Source organism: Streptomyces sp. NPDC043812, from assembly GCF_056436245.1.
The window spans coordinates 488,992-505,990 of sequence record NZ_JBWKCY010000003.1 but is presented as its reverse complement, the minus strand read 5'-3'; the positions used below and the strand labels follow the sequence as shown (position 1 = coordinate 505,990).

14 protein-coding genes and 1 pseudogene are annotated in these 16,999 nt (G+C 71.2%); 10 read left to right on the top strand and 5 right to left on the bottom strand.

Annotation, left to right across the window (positions count from 1 at the left end; all coding sequences use genetic code 11):
- The first annotated feature begins 44 nt into the window (after positions 1 to 44).
- The 5 genes and pseudogenes from hppD (at position 45) to AC067Z_RS07245 (ending at position 5,059) form a co-directional block, all read left to right on the top strand.
- Complete coding sequence (hppD, locus tag AC067Z_RS07265) at positions 45 to 1,190, top strand: 4-hydroxyphenylpyruvate dioxygenase (RefSeq protein WP_478788461.1); 1,146 nt, start codon at positions 45 to 47, stop codon at positions 1,188 to 1,190.
- An 88-nt stretch (positions 1,191 to 1,278) separates the two neighbouring features.
- Positions 1,279 to 1,935: pseudogene (locus tag AC067Z_RS07260) on the top strand (response regulator transcription factor); the annotation flags it as partial.
- Positions 1,936 to 1,944: 9 nt separating this feature from the next.
- Positions 1,945 to 3,861: a sensor histidine kinase gene (locus AC067Z_RS07255; protein WP_478788491.1), complete on the top strand. Its 1,917-nt coding sequence runs from the start codon at positions 1,945 to 1,947 to the stop codon at positions 3,859 to 3,861.
- Between the two features lie 97 nt (positions 3,862 to 3,958).
- The gene (locus AC067Z_RS07250) at positions 3,959 to 4,375 is read left to right on the top strand and encodes a hypothetical protein (RefSeq protein WP_478788460.1); all 417 of its coding nucleotides are present in this window, start codon (positions 3,959 to 3,961) and stop codon (positions 4,373 to 4,375) included.
- An 84-nt stretch (positions 4,376 to 4,459) separates the two neighbouring features.
- Positions 4,460 to 5,059, top strand: a complete 600-nt coding sequence (locus tag AC067Z_RS07245; protein ID WP_478788459.1) for a class F sortase — start codon at positions 4,460 to 4,462, stop codon at positions 5,057 to 5,059.
- Between the two features lie 15 nt (positions 5,060 to 5,074).
- Here AC067Z_RS07245 and AC067Z_RS07240 read toward each other — a convergent pair whose 3' ends face one another.
- The gene (locus AC067Z_RS07240) at positions 5,075 to 6,766 is read right to left on the bottom strand and encodes a tetratricopeptide repeat protein (RefSeq protein ID WP_478788458.1); all 1,692 of its coding nucleotides are present in this window, start codon (positions 6,764 to 6,766) and stop codon (positions 5,075 to 5,077) included.
- Positions 6,767 to 6,874: 108 nt separating this feature from the next.
- Here AC067Z_RS07240 and AC067Z_RS07235 point away from each other — a divergent pair, with 108 nt between their 5' ends.
- Complete coding sequence (locus AC067Z_RS07235; protein WP_478788457.1) at positions 6,875 to 8,242, top strand: FAD-binding oxidoreductase; 1,368 nt, start codon at positions 6,875 to 6,877, stop codon at positions 8,240 to 8,242.
- Between the two features lie 18 nt (positions 8,243 to 8,260).
- Here the strand turns inward: AC067Z_RS07235 and AC067Z_RS07230 are convergent, their stop codons facing one another.
- Complete coding sequence (locus AC067Z_RS07230) at positions 8,261 to 8,716, bottom strand: SsgA family sporulation/cell division regulator (protein ID WP_478788456.1); 456 nt, start codon at positions 8,714 to 8,716, stop codon at positions 8,261 to 8,263.
- A gap of 219 nt (positions 8,717 to 8,935) precedes the next feature.
- Here AC067Z_RS07230 and AC067Z_RS07225 point away from each other — a divergent pair, with 219 nt between their 5' ends.
- Both AC067Z_RS07225 and AC067Z_RS07220 read left to right on the top strand, forming a co-directional pair.
- A complete protein-coding gene (locus tag AC067Z_RS07225; protein ID WP_478788455.1) occupies positions 8,936 to 10,405 on the top strand; it encodes an RDD family protein in 1,470 nt (489 codons plus the stop codon).
- Between the two features lie 86 nt (positions 10,406 to 10,491).
- The gene (locus tag AC067Z_RS07220) at positions 10,492 to 11,259 is read left to right on the top strand and encodes an RDD family protein (protein WP_478788454.1); all 768 of its coding nucleotides are present in this window, start codon (positions 10,492 to 10,494) and stop codon (positions 11,257 to 11,259) included.
- On the opposite strand, the gene AC067Z_RS07215 is transcribed toward AC067Z_RS07220, so the two are convergent.
- A complete protein-coding gene (locus tag AC067Z_RS07215) occupies positions 11,245 to 11,574 on the bottom strand; it encodes a hypothetical protein (RefSeq protein ID WP_478788453.1) in 330 nt (109 codons plus the stop codon). The two genes, AC067Z_RS07220 and AC067Z_RS07215, sit on opposite strands and share 15 nt — an antisense overlap.
- Before the next feature lie 378 nt (positions 11,575 to 11,952).
- Here AC067Z_RS07215 and AC067Z_RS07210 point away from each other — a divergent pair, with 378 nt between their 5' ends.
- Both AC067Z_RS07210 and AC067Z_RS07205 read left to right on the top strand, forming a co-directional pair.
- A complete protein-coding gene (locus AC067Z_RS07210; RefSeq protein WP_478788452.1) occupies positions 11,953 to 14,370 on the top strand; it encodes an immune inhibitor A domain-containing protein in 2,418 nt (805 codons plus the stop codon).
- Positions 14,371 to 14,492: 122 nt separating this feature from the next.
- On the top strand, positions 14,493 to 14,807 hold the full coding sequence (locus AC067Z_RS07205) for a hypothetical protein (RefSeq protein ID WP_478788451.1): 315 nt from the start codon (positions 14,493 to 14,495) through the stop codon (positions 14,805 to 14,807).
- Positions 14,808 to 14,821: 14 nt separating this feature from the next.
- Here the strand turns inward: AC067Z_RS07205 and AC067Z_RS07200 are convergent, their stop codons facing one another.
- Both AC067Z_RS07200 and AC067Z_RS07195 read right to left on the bottom strand, forming a co-directional pair.
- A complete protein-coding gene (locus tag AC067Z_RS07200) occupies positions 14,822 to 15,406 on the bottom strand; it encodes an isochorismatase family protein (RefSeq protein ID WP_478788450.1) in 585 nt (194 codons plus the stop codon).
- A gap of 183 nt (positions 15,407 to 15,589) precedes the next feature.
- A complete protein-coding gene (locus AC067Z_RS07195) occupies positions 15,590 to 16,918 on the bottom strand; it encodes a nicotinate phosphoribosyltransferase (RefSeq protein WP_478788449.1) in 1,329 nt (442 codons plus the stop codon).
- Positions 16,919 to 16,999: the final 81 nt, after the last annotated feature.

Sequence of the window (16,999 nt, the reverse complement as noted above, 5' to 3'; positions counted from 1 at the left end):
AGAGAACTATTGCGCACCTTGCGGAGCGGAGGGAGCCTGCTGCCATGACTGAGACCACGCATCACACCCCGGACACCGCGCGCAAGGCCGACCCCTTCCCGGTCAAGGGAATGGACGCGGTCGTCTTCGCCGTCGGCAACGCCAAGCAGGCCGCGCACTACTACTCCACGGCCTTCGGCATGAAGCTCGTCGCCTACTCCGGACCGGAGAACGGCAGCCGTGAGACGGCGAGTTACGTCCTCACCAACGGCGCGGCCCGCTTCGTCCTCACCTCCGTGATCAAGGCGTCCACCGACTGGGGCCACTTCCTCGCCGACCACGTGGCCGCCCACGGCGACGGCGTCGTCGACCTCGCCATCGAGGTGCCGGACGCCCGCGCGGCCTACGCGTACGCCGTCGAGCACGGCGCCACGGGCATCACCGAGCCGTACGACGTGAAGGACGAACACGGCACCGTCGTGCTCGCCGCCATCGCCACGTACGGCAAGACCCGCCACACCCTCGTCGAGCGCAGCGGCTACGACGGCCCGTACCTGCCCGGCTTCGTCGCCGTCGAACCGATGGTCGAGCCGCCTGCCAAGCGCACCTTCCAGGCCATCGACCACTGCGTGGGCAACGTCGAGCTCGGGAAGATGAACGAGTGGGTGGCCTTCTACAACAAGGTCATGGGCTTCACCAACATGAAGGAGTTCGTGGGCGACGACATCGCCACCGAGTACTCCGCGCTCATGTCCAAGGTCGTCGCCGACGGCACGCTCAAGGTGAAGTTCCCGATCAACGAGCCGGCGATCGCGAAGAAGAAGTCGCAGATCGACGAGTACCTGGAGTTCTACGGCGGCGCCGGCGTCCAGCACATCGCGCTCGCCACGAACGACATCGTCGCCACCGTCCGTTCCATGCGGGCCGCCGGCGTGCAGTTCCTCGACACCCCCGACTCGTACTACGACACCCTCGGCGAATGGGCGGGCGAGACTCGGGTGCCGGTCGAGACGCTGCGCGAACTGAAGATCCTGGTCGACCGCGACGAGGACGGCTACCTGCTGCAGATCTTCACCAAGCCGGTCCAGGACCGCCCCACCGTCTTCTTCGAGATGATCGAGCGGCACGGTTCGATGGGCTTCGGCAAGGGCAACTTCAAGGCGCTCTTCGAGGCGATCGAGCGCGAGCAGGAGAAGCGCGGAAACCTGTAGCGGCTGTCCTTCCCGCACCCGCGGCCCCACGGTTCTGACCCGTGGGGCCGCGGACCTGCTTACGATCGTCGGCGTGTGCGCAGACGTCATGGTCGCCGAGGACGACGAGAAGCAGGCCGAGCTGATACGCCGGTACCTGGAGCGGGAAGGCCACGCCGTCACCCTCGTGCGGGACGGCAGAGCGGCCCTCGACGCGGTCCGGGGACGCGAACCCGACCTGCTCGTCCTCGATGTGATGATGCCCCGGGCCGACGGCCTCGACGTGCTGCGCGTGCTGCGGGCCGAAGCCCGCGAGCTGCCCGTGCTGATGCTGACCGCACGCAGCACCGAGGACGATCTGCTCCTCGGACTCGACCTCGGCGCCGACGACTACATGACCAAGCCGTACAGCCCGCGGGAGTTGATGGCGCGGGTACGCACCCTGCTGCGCCGCACGCGCCGCCCGGCCACCGCCGGCCGGCCCTCGTCCGCCCTTGCCGTCGGCGCGCTGCTCGTCGACCCCGACCGGCACGCGGTGACCGTCCACGGAGAGCCGGTGGAATGCACACCCGGCGAGTTCCGCATCCTCGCGACGATGGCCGCCGAACCGGACCGCGTCTTCACCCGGCAACTGCTCCTCGCCGAACTCCACGGCTACGACCGGTACATCAGCGACCGCACGGTCGACGTGCACATCATGAACCTCCGCAAGAAGATCGAACACGCCCCCCACCGTCCGGCCCGGCTGCTCACCGTCTTCGGCGTCGGTTACAAACTGACCGACCCCGACAAGAGCCGGTCCGTGCCTCCCGGTAGCCCGCCGGGCAGGCGGCGGCTGCCGCTCCGCAAGAGCCTGCTGGGCCGCCTCCTCGCCGTCTCCGCACTGGTCGCCGTCTGCTCGGTCGCGGCCACCGCCTGGCTCGCCGTGCAGACCACCTCCGGCGCCATCAAGCAGGAGCAGGGCCAGAACCTCGCCGACGACGCACGGATCTACGACACCCTCCTCGGCTACGCGGCGACCCACCCGCGCTGGGACGGAGTGGAGGCGACCGTACGCGATCTGGCGCAGCGCACCGGGCGGCGCATCGCCCTGACCACGCAACTGCGCACCCCCGTCGCCGACTCGGCAGCCGGGGACCAGGTGCCGGCGCTCCCGCCGCGGGCTTCGGCGGTCGTCGACCCGCTGTCCACGGACACGGCCCTGGCACCGGTGGCCGGCGGCTCCGGGCCCACTGCCGACCGCATCGACCCGCGGGCCGTCGGCCCCTTCCGTCTGCCGACCGCCGAACGCACGCGGCTCCGCGACACCGCCCAGCGGGCAGTCGACTGTCTGCGCGAGTCCGGCGTCGCGTCCGACATCGTCGACACACCCAGCGGACGCCCGCGCATCGAAACCGTGGGCAACGACCCCGAGCGCGTGCAGGACACCCGCTGCCCGACCGGCCGGCTGGAGTCGCCGACCACGACCGAGACCGAGGCGCTCGCCGCGCTGGACAAGCTGGCCAACGCCTGCCTGGAGCGGCAGGGCCGCGCTTCCGTCCAGCTGAACCTGGATCTGTCCTGGCGCGCGGCTCCCGCGCCGACCGTGCGCGGCGCGGGCGACGACGGAGACCGGGCCGTCGCGTCCTGCGTCGACTCCGCGCGGCGCGAACAGCTCGGCTCATACGTGGCCTCGCCCGCACTGCTGTTCATCGGCGACCCCGTCACCGGCAGCGTTCCCGGGTTCGACCTCTCCCCGGCGAACACCGCACGCATCGCGGGCGCCGCGGCGCTCGTGCTGGCGCTCACCGTCGGCGCCTCCGTGTTCGCAGCCACCCGGCTCGTCCGGCCGCTCCGGGCGCTCACCGACGCGGCGCAGCGGATGAAGGACGGCGATGCCCCCGCCGGTGTGCCGGTCACCGCGGACAACGAGATCGGCCGCCTCGCCGCCGCCTTCAACGACATGGCGGCACACCGGGCGCGGCTGGAGACCCAGCGCAAGGCGATGGTCAGCGATGTCGCACACGAACTGCGCACACCGCTGAGCAACATCCGGGGCTGGCTGGAGGCCGCCGAGGACGGACTCGCCGATCCGGACCCGGCGCTCGTCTCCTCGCTGCTCGAGGAGGCCGTGCAGCTGCAGCACATCATCGACGACCTGCAGGATCTTGCCCAGGCGGATGCGGGCGCACTGCGGCTGCGCCCCGAGTCCGTACGCCTGGCGGAACTCCTCGGCCAGGTCGCCGCCGCGCACCAGGGACCTGCCGACCGTGCGGGCGTCACGCTGACCGCCGAACACACCACGGTCCCCGAGCTGCCGGCCGACCCGGTACGGCTGCGGCAGGCCGTGGGGAACCTGGTCTCCAACGCCGTACGCCACACGCCGCCGGGCGGACAGGTCACCCTCCGGGCGTACGGCGACGACGACCGGGACCATGTCGTCATCGAGGTCGCGGACACCGGCAGCGGTATGCCCGCCGAGGTGCTGCCGTACGTGTTCGACCGCTTGTGGCGTGCGGAGAAGTCCCGCAGCCGCCGCACGGGAGGCAGCGGCCTGGGGCTTGCGATCGTCCGCAAACTGACGGAGGCCCACGGCGGCACGGTGGCCGTGACGAGCACCGAGGGCGAGGGCTCGGTCTTCTCCCTGCGGCTGCCCGCACGCGGCGACGCCGGACCGGGCGGCCGCCCTGATGCGATGACCACAGCGGTCTGACAGCTTCCTCACAACTTCACGCCAGCCTGTGGCCGACACCCGGTCGCCACCGGTCACCGGGTGCCCTCATCGGCCGAGCTGGAATGGAGCCACCCTGATGTCCCACCGTCTGTCCCTGCGCGTCCTCGCCGTCGCCGCCTTGACCGGGGCAGCGCTGCTGCCCGCCACGGTTGCCTTCGCCGACGACGACCCCGCGCCCTCCGAGCGCGTCACCGAGCGGTCGCCGTCCCCTGCCCCTGCCCCGGCCGACGGCTCGGACCGGCCCACCGCCGTGCCGCGCGGCGGTGTCGACGCCGGCGACAAGCCCACCCCCGCCCCGGCCACCGAGGAGGTCACCCGCCGGACCGGCACCGGTCCCGCGCCCCGCGGCGGTGTCGACGCCGGTGAACAGCCCGCCGGGTCCGACGTGGGCAGCACCACCGCTGTCGCCGGATCAGCCGCCGCCGTGGCCGTCCTCGCGGGCGCGGGCGCGGTCGTGGTGCGCCGTCGCTCGGCCGCCCACCGCAACGACTGACCCGCCCCACTCCTCGTGCGGCGCCGTCCGTACCACCGACACGGACGGCGCCGCCGTCGTAGCGCCACCCGCCCGGAGAGGCCCATGTCCCGCACGCACCACCGCACGGCCGCTCTTGTCGCAGCCGCCCTCCTCCTCGCCGGCTGTTCCGCCACGGCGGCGCAGCGCCCGGCCGGACAGTCCCCGCCCCCGGCCGCCGGGGCCACGTCCCCGGCCGCTCCCGCGCAGCAGCCGGAAGGCCCCGCCGAGCCCGTGCACGTCGCCATCCCTTCGATCGGCATCGCCAGTGCGCTCATGCGGCTCGGCCTCAACGACGACGGAACCGTCGAAGTCCCGCCCGCGGACAAGGGGATGACCGCCGGCTGGTACACCGGTGCCTCGGTCCCCGGCGAACCGGGCCCCGCCGTGATCATCGGCCACAACGACACCCGGTTCGGCAGGGCTGTCTTCCACGACCTCGGGAAGATCACCAAGGGTGCGGACATCTCCGTCCGCAACTCCCGGGGGAAGACCGCCCACTTCACGGTCACCGGCACCGAGAGGGTCAGCAAGAAGGCGTTCCCCACCGACCGGGTCTACGGCCCGACGGACACCCGCGCCCTCCGGCTGATCACCTGTGACGGGGTGTTCGACGCCGAGGGCCACCCGGTGGACAACCTCATCGTCTGGGCGGTCCGCAGCTGAGTCCGGGCCCGGCGCTCACTGTCCGCCGGGCCAAGCGGAGACGGTGGCGGGTGCCGACGGCAGCACCGTCTGCGCCCGGCCCAACCCCGGGGCCGCGGAGGCGGGCGGTGCGGCGCTCGGCGACGCCGTCGGTGAAGGAACAGGCACGGGTTGGTACGCGGGCGGACTCGGCGCTCCCGATGCCGCCGCGCCCGTTCCGGCAGTGCTGTCCGTTTCCGTCGCGCTGTCGGTTCCGGTCACGCTGTCCGTCCCCGCGGTGCTGCCCGAGTCCGAGGTGTCGCCCGTTCCGGTGTCGTCACTCTCGGACTGCTCTTCGTCGGGTCCGTCGCCGTCCATGTCCACCGGCCCGCCCGTCCTCGGCTCGCCCAGCGACTCGATGGCCTCGCGGGCCCGGGGGGCGAGCAGCGGTGAGAACTCCGGATGGGTCTGCAGCGCCTCGCCGATGTGCCGGCGCGCCGCTCCGTAGTCACCGAGCTCCCGCTCGATCTGCCCCAGGTGGTACGAGAACAGGGCGCTGCGCAGCCCCTTGCCCGTGGCCCGCCTCGCGAACGGCAGCGCCTCCTCGGCCCGGCCCGCCCGGTACAGCGCCCAACCCATCGCGTCCGCGACGTGCACACTGCGGTGCCCGCGCCGCCATTCGCCCTGCAGTCTTCGCACCGCCGCGGTCGGGTCACCGTGGTCCGCCTCGAACCGGGCCAGCACCAGATCGCCGTCGACACCGTGTGCCCGTGCCTGCTCCACCTGCTGGCGCAGCTTCGCGTAGAGGGTTGCGGCATCCCCGTCCAGACCGAGCGATTCAGCGAGTTCGCCCGCCTCCAGGGCGAGTTCGGGCAGCGGAAGCTTCGTGAGCACCGTCCGGTAGTCGCGCTGTGCCTCGTCCGAACGGTCCAGTGCCGCCAGCGCCCTGGCCCGTCCCGCCAGCGAGCGGTGGCTGCTGGCGTCCGCCTTCAGTGCCGCGTCGTAGTGGGCCAGTGCCTCGGCCGGTTCGCCGCGCTCCCAGGCCAGTTCGCCCTGGCGGTGCAGTGCGGCGGCCCGTTCGGGGGGCGTGGCGGCAGTGGCCGCCGCGTCGTACGCGAGGGCCTCGGCGTCCTCCCGCCACCCCATGTCGCGGTAGACCTGTGCCTCACGGCCCTGCACCTGCGGACCCGAGTGCAGTTCCTGCAAGGTGTCCATGGCCTTGCTCGCGGCCTTCTGGTCGCCGACCCCGATGTAGGCGTCGACCAGCACCGGGTAGACCGACCACGCCTTCGGGTCCCGTTTGCGTGCCCGTTCGCCCCATGCACGGGCGGCGACGTAGTCGTGCCGCGCGTTGGCGAGCGCCGACATCCCCACCAGAGCGCCGACGTTTCCCTGCTTCGCCGGTTCCAGCTCCATCGCACGGCGCAGGGCCCGCTCCGCCTTCGGGAAGCTCGCCGTGTCCGCGAGCCGTGTACCCCGCTCCACGTACGCCGATCCGAGCACCGCCCACCCACGTTCGTCCTGCGGATGGGCCCGCAGCCAGTCCTCGTGGTCGCTGATCAGGGCGTCCAGATCGGCCGGCGCCGCGGGGGCCCCGTTGCCGGCGGCGGCCATCGCGCGGGCCGCGGGCCTCGGCAAGGGCCGGGGACCGTCGTCCCCCCACCCGGGCGCGAGCAGGATCACCCCGGTGACCAGCGTCGCGCCGACCAATGTGCTGACAGCGGCGTTCTTCAGGGTTTCGCTCTTCATGGCGCTCACTCTGCGTCAGCGGGCAGCCCATACGAAGAACACACTCTGACGCGCCAAGCGGAATGCAGACGGGTTCACACCGATGGCCCCCGGTGCGACGCTGGGATCATGGACGATCTCCTGGAGCGGCTGCGTACCGGCCTGCCTGCCGAAGCCCTGATCACCGACCCGGACGTGACCGTCTCGTACGGCCACGACATGGCGAGCTTCTGCGACGCGGGCAGCCCCGCCGTCGTGGTCCTGCCCCGCACGGTCGAGCAGGTTCAGCACGTGATGCGGACCGCGACCGAACTCCGGGTCCCCGTCGTCCCGCAGGGCGCCCGTACGGGCCTGTCGGGCGCGGCCAACGCCTCCGACGGCTGCATCGTGCTCTCCCTGACCAAGATGGACCGGATCCTGGAGATCAACCCGGTCGACCGGATCGCCGTCGTGCAGCCCGGCGTCGTCAACGCGGTGCTGTCGCGTGCCGTGAACGAGCACGGGCTGTACTACCCGCCCGACCCCTCCAGCTGGGAGATGTGCACGATCGGCGGCAACATCGGCACCGCGTCCGGCGGTCTGTGCTGCGTCAAGTACGGCGTGACCGCCGAATACGTGCTCGGGCTGACGGTCGTGCTCGCCGACGGGCGGCTGATGAACACCGGCCGGCGCACCGCGAAGGGCGTCGCGGGCTACGACCTCACCCGGCTGTTCGTCGGCTCCGAGGGCAGCCTCGGCATCGTTGTCGAAGCGGTCCTGGCGCTGCGGCCGCAGCCGCCGGCCCAGCTGGTGCTGGCCGCCGAGTTCCCCTCGGCGGCGACCGCCTGCGACGCCGTCTGCGCGATCATGGAGCGCGGCCACACCCCGTCCCTGCTGGAGATCATGGACCGCACCACCGTCCGGGCGGTCAACAAACTGGCCAACATGGGACTGCCGGAGACCACCGAGGCCCTGCTGCTGTGTGCCTTCGACACCCCCGAACCGGCCGCCGACCTCTCCGCCGTCGCCGGGCTGTGCGAGGCGGCGGGCGCGAGCCAGGTCGTGCCCGCCGACACCGTCGCCGAGTCCGAACTGCTGCTCCAGGCCCGTCGGCTGTCCCTGACCGCGCTGGAGACCGTCAAGTCGGCGACGATGATCGACGACGTCTGCGTACCGCGCTCCCGGCTGGGCGCGATGATCGACGGGACGTCCGCCATCGCCGAGAAGTACGACCTGACCATCGGTGTCTGCGCGCACGCCGGTGACGGCAACACCCACCCCGTCGTCTGCTTCGACCACCTCGACGCGGACGAGTCCCGCAGGGCCCGCGAGTCGTTCGACGAGATCATGGCGCTCGGGCTGGAGCTGGGCGGCACCATCACCGGCGAGCACGGCGTCGGTGTGCTGAAGAAGGAATGGCTGGCACGGGAACTGGGGCCGGTGGCACTGGAGTTGCAGCGCGGGATCCGGCAGACGTTCGACCCGCTCGGGATCCTCAACCCCGGCAAGCTGTTCTGAGTCGTCCCCACCCGCCGGCTACGCGTCCTTGTCCTGCGGCGTGCCGTCGGCCGTGGTGGGGGAGAGCAGCTCGGCCAGGCCGTCGTCGATGTCCAGCTGATCGGTCTCCGAGCCCGGCGGGACCACCCGCAGTGTCCGCTCCAGCCACGCGGACACCGCGGCCGACGGCGCCTCCAGCAGCGCCTCACCCTCGGGTGAACTCAGCGCCATGAGGATGACGCTGCGGCCCTCCGACTTCGTCGGCCACACCCGTACGTCTCCGCCGCCGCACGGCCGGAACACTCCCTCGACGAGCAGTTCGCGGGCGAAGGTCCAGTTGACGGGGTGGTCCGAGCCGATGTGGAAGGTGATGTGCACCGCGTACGGGTCGTCGGTGCGGTAGGTCAGCCGGGCCGGGACGGGGATGCTGCGCTCGGGCGAGAGCACCAGCTTGAGCTCCAGTTCGCGTTCCACCACGGTGTTCTGCACGGTCATCGTTCCTCTCTCCGGCCCCTGTCGGGCCCGCAGGGAGCGGGCCTCACAAGAGGAGAGCGGCTTCCCCCGCCGCTCTTACGCGACTTTCGGCAGTAACTTTCCGTGATGTCGCTGTGACCGAAAAGTGGTCGTTACCGAAGGACCGGCACAGGGGTGCGCGAGGGTCTGATAGATGTGGAGCCTTGTATTGAGGCATCGAAGAGATACGGGACCACGGTGATGAGCGCCCCAACCCCGGCCACCGGCGACAGCAGCCCCACGCCCGGCTACTACCCGGACCCTTCCATTCCCGGATATGTCCGGTACTGGAACGGCGGTGCCTGGGTGCCCGGCACGAGCAGGCCCGCGCCCGAGACCGGCGAGGATCTGCCCGCGCCGCCCTCGTCGGCGGGCGCGGCACCGGCCCCTGCGCACACCGCGCACGCCCCTGCCCCGGCGTCCGTGGAGGAGACCGGTCCGGTCTTCCTCGACGAGGAGCCGGACGTCGAACCGTCCCGCCCCGAGCCCGCGTCCGCGTGGCAGGCCAATGCGGCCCGCCAGGCCGGTTTCGGCGGCGACCTCGACAACCGCGTCTCGTGGGGCGGCGGAGGGGACCCGCGCACCGCGGACCGCCCTGGTACGGGCGGCGCGGCAGCCGACCCCCGTCGTCCGGCCGATTCCGCCGCCGACCCGAGCGGCGGCAGGCTGCCCGGTATGCGCGCGGTCCCCGGACAGGACGACGCCCCCGAGGTCCGCCCTGTCGCGCCGTCAGCGGCGGACGGGCCCCTCACGGACGGCACCGTCACGATCCGCGCACTGCGCCCCGGCGCCGCCGGGGACGCCCCCGCGGGCAGGCCTCCCGCCGAGCACACGGTCGCCATCCGGGCCCAGCGGCCCGGAGCCCCGTCCGAGCCCGCGCAGGCCGACGGCACGATGGCGATCCGCTCGCTCGGTGGGAGTGGCGCCGCTGCGCCACCGCAGCAGTCGGGGCCCGGACTTCCCTCCCAGCCCCTGTCGTCCGGCCCCGCGCAACAGCCGGCCCAGCAGCAGCCGCCGCAGGCCGCCCCCGCCGTGACCGACGGTCCCGGCGGCGGCGCCGCGTCCTGGGCACAGCAGGTGCACCGGCTCGCGCACTCCGGCCCGGCCGCGCCCGAGGGCGAGCAGCCGGTCGTGCCGTGGAAGCCCCCGGTCAACGACCCGTTCCTCGCGGTCGCTCAGGCGCAGGCCGCCGCGCGCCCCGCCTCTCTCGCCAGGCGACTCGGAGCCCGGCTGATCGACGGCCTCGTCCTCGGCGCGCTCGTCGGTGCCGTGGCCGTCCCCGTCGTGTCCAGCGCCCTCGCCCACATCGACGACAAGATCGAGGCGGCCAAGCTGTCCGGCGAAACGGTCACGGTCTGGCTGATCGACGGCACGACCGCGGGCCAGATCGGCATCGTGCTCGCCGCCCTGCTCGTCCTCGGCGTGCTGTACGAGGCGCTGCCGACCGCCAAGTGGGGCCGCACGCTCGGCAAGAAGCTGTGCGGGGTGAAGGTCGTCGACATCGAGTCCCACGAACCGCCGTCCTTCGGCGCCGCGCTGCGCCGCTGGCTCGTCTACGGGGTGCTCGGCGTTCTCGTTCTCGGCGTGGTCAATGTGCTGTGGTGCCTGTTCGACCGGCCCTGGCGGCAGTGCTGGCACGACAAGGTGGCGCACACGTTCGTGACGGGCTGACGCTTCGTCGTACGTGCTCCAGGAGGCGTTCCCCCGAACGCACGTGAGCCGTTGCGGGCCCTTGCGCGCCGGTATGCACTGCCCCCATGAGCAACGATCAGCCGCCGCCCGGCCCGCCGCCCGATGACGATCCGTTCCGCAAGAAGCCGCAGGAGCCCACGCCTCCCGGAGGCGGCGGTCCCGGGCAGGAACCGCCGCCGGGGTCGCCGTACGGCGGCGGGGGCGGCCAGGCCGGTCCGCCGCCGGGCGGCGGCTCCCCGTACGACACCCCCGGCGGCGGTGCGGGTGCGCCGGGCGGCCCGTACGGCGGCGGTCAGCCCCCGCCCTACGATCCGAACGCCTACGGAGGCGCGTACGGCGGCGCCGATCCGCTCGCAGGGATGCCCCCGCTGGCCGAGTTCGGCAAGCGCTTCCTCGCCCGGGTCATCGACATCCTGATCATCGCCATCCCGCTCGCGCTGATCTCCCTGCTGGTCGGCAGCTGGAACTGGAGCACGGAGGGGGGCGACGACTGGGAGGAGATCACCGATCAGGTGAACACGGGCCGCCAGTGGCTGTGGACGCTCATCTCCCTGGTCGCGTACATCGGTTACGACACGGTGATGACGAAGGCGAAGGGCCAGACCGTCGGCAAGCGGCTGATGAAGATCAGGGTCGCCATGCTCAACGACGGGCGCACACCGGACACGAGCGCCGCCCTGATGCGTGCCGTGGTGCTGTGGGTGCCCGCGCTGGTGTGCTGCTACTGCGTCTGGTGGCTCGTCATTCTGATCACCGTCTTCACCGACAAGCCCTACAGACAAGGGCTGCACGACAAGGCGGGCAAGACGGTCGTGGTCTCAGCGGTGCAGTGAATGCTCCTCGACCCGCGCGCCGGCGCGAGGGGCGGGGACCCGGGTGGTGAGGCCGTCGGCGGAGGCGACGGCGGCCGGAGTGGGTGATGCCGCGACGTGGCCGGCCGCTTGTGCCGTGCAGGACCCGGCGGCCCGCAGGGAGCCGCGGCGCACGGGCGTGGCCACCGCCACCGCGAGTCCGAGGGCCAGCGCGACGACACAGACCGCAGCCACGGCGACGGTGTTGTCCGTGCGGGTCAACAGCAGGAGGGCGACGGTCGAGAAGACGACGGTGGCCGAACCGTAGGCGAGCTGTGCGGCAGTCGGACGCGGCATCACGGTATCCGTCCTCGGGACAGGGTCGGGGAGAGCTTGGGGCCAGTCGCACTGCCGCAAGACTCTACGACCCTGAATGCCCATGAGGAACCGGCAGTAAGCGTGACCTAACCCACGGTGCCGGTGCAAGGGGGGCGCACGGAGTCATGGCACGTGCCAAATGGCCGGAAGTTGTGCGCCGCTTGTCCGGATTCGACAACGTCCGGATACCGGAACTGTGCTCCTGCATAGTGCAGTTGGCTTGTTCAAGTCAAGGTCTGTCTTTTCTGCTCCAACTCCGGTCGAATGTCGTCACTTGAGACGCGTAGACCGCGCGCGCGGACGAACCCCACAATCCGGTCCGCAGCGGCGACGGAACGCGGGGGAGGACACCATCAAGTGACCAGCAAGCGACGGACGTTCAGAGCGTCCGCGGTGGTCGTGGCTCTTGCCGCGACGACCGCGACGGCCTCGGCGTTCACCTTCGCCCAGGCCGACAATCAGAAGTCGTCGGATCCTGCGGCCATAGAGCGGCACGACCCGGAACCGCACAAGGGCCATATCGAGCACGACCTCGAGGGGCCGTACAGCAAGCAGCAGGAGCAGCAGCGCCAGGCGGCCCTGGAGCAGGTGATATCCGGCGACGCGACCGTGCAGTCGCGCGGCGGCTCCAAGGTCGTCAAGCTCGACGACAAGAAGTACGTCGAGCTTGCCCGGGAGAAGACCGACAAGATCTTCACCATCCTCGTGGAGTTCGGCGACAAGGTCGACGACACCACGATGTTCGACCCGGACGGCCCCGACGGCCCCGAGGCCCCCGTCAAGAAGTACGGCGGCGAGCCCGGACCCGCGCACAACCGGATCGCCAAGCCGGACCGCAAGGTCGACAACTCCACGGCCTGGCAGGCGGACTACGACAAGCAGCACTTCCAGGACCTCTACTTCGGCACCGGCAAGGACAAGAAGGGCCAGAAGAAGGAGTCCCTGAAGACCTACTACGAGAAGACCTCCTCCGGCCGTTACTCGGTCGACGGCGAGGTCTCCGACTGGGTCAAGGTCGACTACAACGAGGCCCGCTACGGCTCGAACTACTGTGGCGACACCAACTGCGCCAACGTCTGGGACACCGTCCGCGACGGTGTGACCGCATGGGCCGCGGACCAGAAGGCCAAGGGGAAGACCGACGCCGAGATCAAGGCGCAGCTCGCCGGTTACGACCAGTGGGACCGCTACGACTTCGACGGCGACGGCAACTTCAACGAGTCCGACGGCTACATCGACCACTTCCAGATCGTCCACGCGGGCGAGGACGAGTCGGCGGGCGGCGGCGCCCAGGGCGAGAACGCCCTGTGGGCCCACCGCTGGTACGCCTACGGCACCGACGCCGGCAAGTCCGGCCCGGCGAACAACAAGGCCGGCGGCACCCAGATCGGCGACACCGGCATCTGGGTCGGCGACTACACGATGCAGCCCGAGAACGGCGGCCTCGGTGTCTTCGCCCACGAGTACGGCCACGACCTCGGTCTGCCCGACCACTACGACACCTCGGGCAAGGGCGAGAACGGGACCGGCTTCTGGACCCTGATGTCGGCCGGCTCCTGGCTCGGCAACGGCAAGGACTCCATCGGCGACCTCCCCGGCGACATGACCGCCTGGGACAAGCTGCAGCTGGGCTGGCTCAACTACACCAAGGGCAAGGCGGCGACGAAGTCCACCCACACGCTGGGTGTGGCGGAGTACAACACCAAGAAGCCGCAGGCGCTCGTCGTCGAGCTGCCGAAGAAGCCGGTCACCACGACTGTCGTGAAGCCCGCCGAGGGCTCCAAGCAGTGGTGGAGCGACATGGGTGACGACCTCAAGAACACCCTGACCCGCTCCGTCGACCTGACCGGCAAGTCGAAGGCCTCGCTCGAGCTGTCCGGCTGGTGGGACATCGAGGAGAACTACGACTACCTCTACGCCGAGGTCTCGACCGACGGCGGCGCCAACTGGACGCCGGTGGATGGCACGGCCGACGGCAAGGCGATCACGCGCGACGCGGGCGACAAGCCGGCGCTGACGGGTGTCTCCGGCGCCCACAAGAAGCTCGTCTACTCGCTGGACGCCTACGCGGGCAAGAAGGTCGACGTCCGCTTCCGCTACCAGACCGACGGTGGCGTGGCCGGCAAGGGCTTCGCGGCCGACGGCATCACCGTCAACGCCGACGGCGCCCCGCTGTTCTCGGACAACGCCGAGGGTGACGACGCGGGTTGGGCGAAGAAGGGCTTCAACCGCATCGGCGAGTCCTTCACGCTGGAGTACGAGCAGTACTACATCGCCGAGAACCGCCAGTACGTCTCGTACGACAAGACCCTCAAGGTCGGCCCGTACAACTTCGGCTACAAGGCGCCGAAGGACAGCTGGGTGGAGCACTACCCGTACCAGAACGGCCTGATGATCTGGCAGTGGGACACCTCCCAGAAGGACAACAACACCAGCGCCCACCCGGGTGAGGGTCTGATCCTTCCGGTCGACGCCCACGCCAAGCCGCTGAAGTGGGCCGACGGCACACTGCTGCGCAACAAGATCCAGACGTTCGACTCGTCGTTCAGCTTCTACCGGACCGACGCGTTCACGCTGCACAACAAGGACGTCGCCCTGCGGATCGGCTCGCAGAAGGGCGTCCCGGTCTTCGACGACCGCAAGGGCGTGTACTGGTACGCGGAGAACCCGACGGGCAGTGTCAAGGTAACTGACACCAACACCAAGATCTCGATCGTCAAGGAGCCGCGCAGCGGCCAGACGATCACGGTCAAGGTCGGTCCGTCGGCCAAGTAATTCGTAACATCGCAGGTCAAAGCGTTGTCGGCCGTCGCCCTCTAGCGGGCGGCGGCCGATCGTGTTTAGGTGCGGGGGACGAGGTTCTTATTGACAGTGAACTCACGGGGGAGTGGTTCCGCATGCCCGGCGGAGGTTTTTGCAAGCTGCCCAACGGCAGCGTGGTGGTCGCGCTCAGCCTGCCCAGCCCGGCCGGCGACGGGACCACGGTGAGGTTTCTGGTGCACGCTGCGAACCGCGCTCGAGCCCTGACCAGGCTGCGCAATCTCGGTCTGCGGGCCGTCTATCTCCGCGGCAACGCACAGCCGCCCACGCCGGACGAGATCACCGCCGTCCTGCACCATCCCGACGGCCTGCTGTGGCGCGCGGACCAGGGTGCCGCACAGGAGCTCTGGCACCCCATACGGACGCTGCTCAGACCCGCGGGCCACGCCTAGAGCGTTGCCGCGGATCAGACCACCGGCTTGCCGCTCAGCTCCACACCCGCCGCGCGCAGCTGCTCCAGGGCGCGCCCGGTCGTCTCCTGCGCGACGCCCGCCGTCAGATCGAGCAGGACGTGGGTGGTGAAGCCCTCGCGGGCCGCGTCCAGCGCCGTGGCGCGGACGCAGTGGTCGGTGGCGATGCCGACCACGTCCACCTCGGTGACACCGCGGGCCCGCAGCCACTCGGCCAGCGTCGTGCCGTTCTCGTCGGTGCCCTCGAAGCCGCTGTAGGCGGCGGCATACGCGCCCTTGTCGAAGACCGCGGCGATCGAGCCCGAGGCGACGGCCGGCGCGAAGTTCGGGTGGAAGCCGATGCCCTCGGTGCCCGCGACACAGTGCCGGGGCCAGGAGTCGACGAAGTCGGGGTGGTCGGAGAAGTGCCCGCCCGGGTCGATGTGGTGGTCGCGGGTGGCGACCACATGGCGGTAGCCCGGCTGGGCCTGCCCTATCAGTTCGGTGATGGCGGCTGCGACATCGGCACCCCCCGCCACCGCGAGGCTGCCGCCCTCGCAGAAGTCGTTCTGAACGTCCACGACGATCAAGGCGCGGTGCATGGCGGGTGTCCTTCGGTGGATGGGGAGGGCGGCGGGATGCGTACGGCCGGGGGTGGCTGTGGCCGGACGGCCCGCCCGGCCACGGAACGGTGTGACTACTGAGCGTAGAGAATCGGACCGCCGTACGGGAGGGGGCGTCGGCCGGGCGCCGGCTGCGGGCCCACCTTCCCCCTCCCGGGCGGTTCATACGTATTCGGTCGGGATCACGGGCTCGCCCCGCGACAGCTGGATGGCCGACATCGGCAGACCGGCGCGGGCCGCGATGTGCCGCTCACGTGCCGCGTCCAGCGGCTCGCGGGCCACCACCTCGCCGCCCTTGACCAGCTCGACCAGCAGCTGCCGGTCCACCAGCTCGGGCGGTACGTCCCCGAGCCCGATGACCTCGGCCTCGGCGATCCCGTGCTCGTCCGGCCGGCGGGCCGCCCACTTGCGGCCTCCGATCGACGTCTTGGCGCCCATCGACTTCTTCGCCACCGGCTCCAGCGGCGCGTTCAGGTCCGCCGAGCGGGCCCGCGCGACGAGCTTGTAGACCATCGAGCAGGTCGGGTGCCCGCTGCCGGTGACCAGCTGGGTGCCCACCCCGTAGGCGTCGACCGGCGCGGCGGCCAGCGAGGCGATGGCGTACTCGTCCAGGTCGGAGGTGACCACGATCCTTGTGTCGACCGCGCCCAGCTCGTCCAGCTGGCGGCGCACCCGGTGCGCGACAAGGAGCAGATCACCCGAATCGATCCGTACGGCGCCGAGCTCGGGGCCCGCGATCTCGACCGCGGTACGCACGGCCTCGGTCACGTCGTAGGTGTCGACCAGCAGGGTCGTGCCGCGGCCGAGCGAGTCGACCTGGGCGCGGAAGGCGCCGCGCTCGCTGTCGTGCAGCAGGGTGAAGGCGTGCGCGCTGGTGCCGACCGTGGGGATGGCGTAGCGGAAGCCGGCCGCGAGGTCGGAGGTGGAGTCGAACCCGCCGACGTAGGCGGCGCGGGCGGCGGCAACCGCGGACAGCTCGTGGGTGCGGCGGGCGCCCATCTCGATCAGCCCGCGCCCGCCGGCGGCGGCCGACATGCGCGAGGCCGCTGCGGCGATCGCCGAGTCGTGGTTGAGGATCGACAGGATCACGGTCTCCAGCAGCACGCACTCGGCGAAGGAGCCCTCGACGCGCAGGATCGGTGAGCCGGGGAAGTACACCTCGCCCTCGGGGTAGCCCCAGATGTCACCGCTGAAGCGGTAGCCGGCCAGCCATTCCAGGGTCGGCTCGTCGACGATGCGCTTCTCGCGCAGGAAGTTCAGCACACCCGTGTCGAAGCGGAAGTTCTCCACCGCGTCGAGGACGCGGCCGACGCCCGCCACGACTCCGTAGCGCCGGCCGTCGGGCAGCCGGCGGGTGAAGACCTCGAAGACCGAGCGGCGCTCGGCCGTCCCCGCCTTCAGTGCCGCCTGGAGCATCGTGAACTCGTACTGATCGGTGAAGAGAGCGGTGGACGGGACGTCCACCGGCAGCCCAAGGTCCGCAACATTCACGACGATCAACCTCGCGCCTTCGTCTCGGGCCGTCCGTCGGCCGGCCGGGGGTTCGGGGGTCGGCCCCCGATTGATGCAGCC

Coding starts and splice junctions, on each gene's coding strand:
- hppD (WP_478788461.1), top strand. CDS start 45: ATGACTGAGACCACGCATCACACCCCGGACACCGCGCGCAAGGCCGAC.
- AC067Z_RS07250 (WP_478788460.1), top strand. CDS start 3,959: ATGTCCCACCGTCTGTCCCTGCGCGTCCTCGCCGTCGCCGCCTTGACC.
- AC067Z_RS07245 (WP_478788459.1), top strand. CDS start 4,460: ATGTCCCGCACGCACCACCGCACGGCCGCTCTTGTCGCAGCCGCCCTC.
- AC067Z_RS07240 (WP_478788458.1), bottom strand. CDS start 6,766: ATGAAGAGCGAAACCCTGAAGAACGCCGCTGTCAGCACATTGGTCGGC.
- AC067Z_RS07235 (WP_478788457.1), top strand. CDS start 6,875: ATGGACGATCTCCTGGAGCGGCTGCGTACCGGCCTGCCTGCCGAAGCC.
- AC067Z_RS07230 (WP_478788456.1), bottom strand. CDS start 8,716: ATGACCGTGCAGAACACCGTGGTGGAACGCGAACTGGAGCTCAAGCTG.
- AC067Z_RS07225 (WP_478788455.1), top strand. CDS start 8,936: ATGAGCGCCCCAACCCCGGCCACCGGCGACAGCAGCCCCACGCCCGGC.
- AC067Z_RS07220 (WP_478788454.1), top strand. CDS start 10,492: ATGAGCAACGATCAGCCGCCGCCCGGCCCGCCGCCCGATGACGATCCG.
- AC067Z_RS07215 (WP_478788453.1), bottom strand. CDS start 11,574: ATGCCGCGTCCGACTGCCGCACAGCTCGCCTACGGTTCGGCCACCGTC.
- AC067Z_RS07205 (WP_478788451.1), top strand. CDS start 14,493: ATGCCCGGCGGAGGTTTTTGCAAGCTGCCCAACGGCAGCGTGGTGGTC.
- AC067Z_RS07200 (WP_478788450.1), bottom strand. CDS start 15,406: ATGCACCGCGCCTTGATCGTCGTGGACGTTCAGAACGACTTCTGCGAG.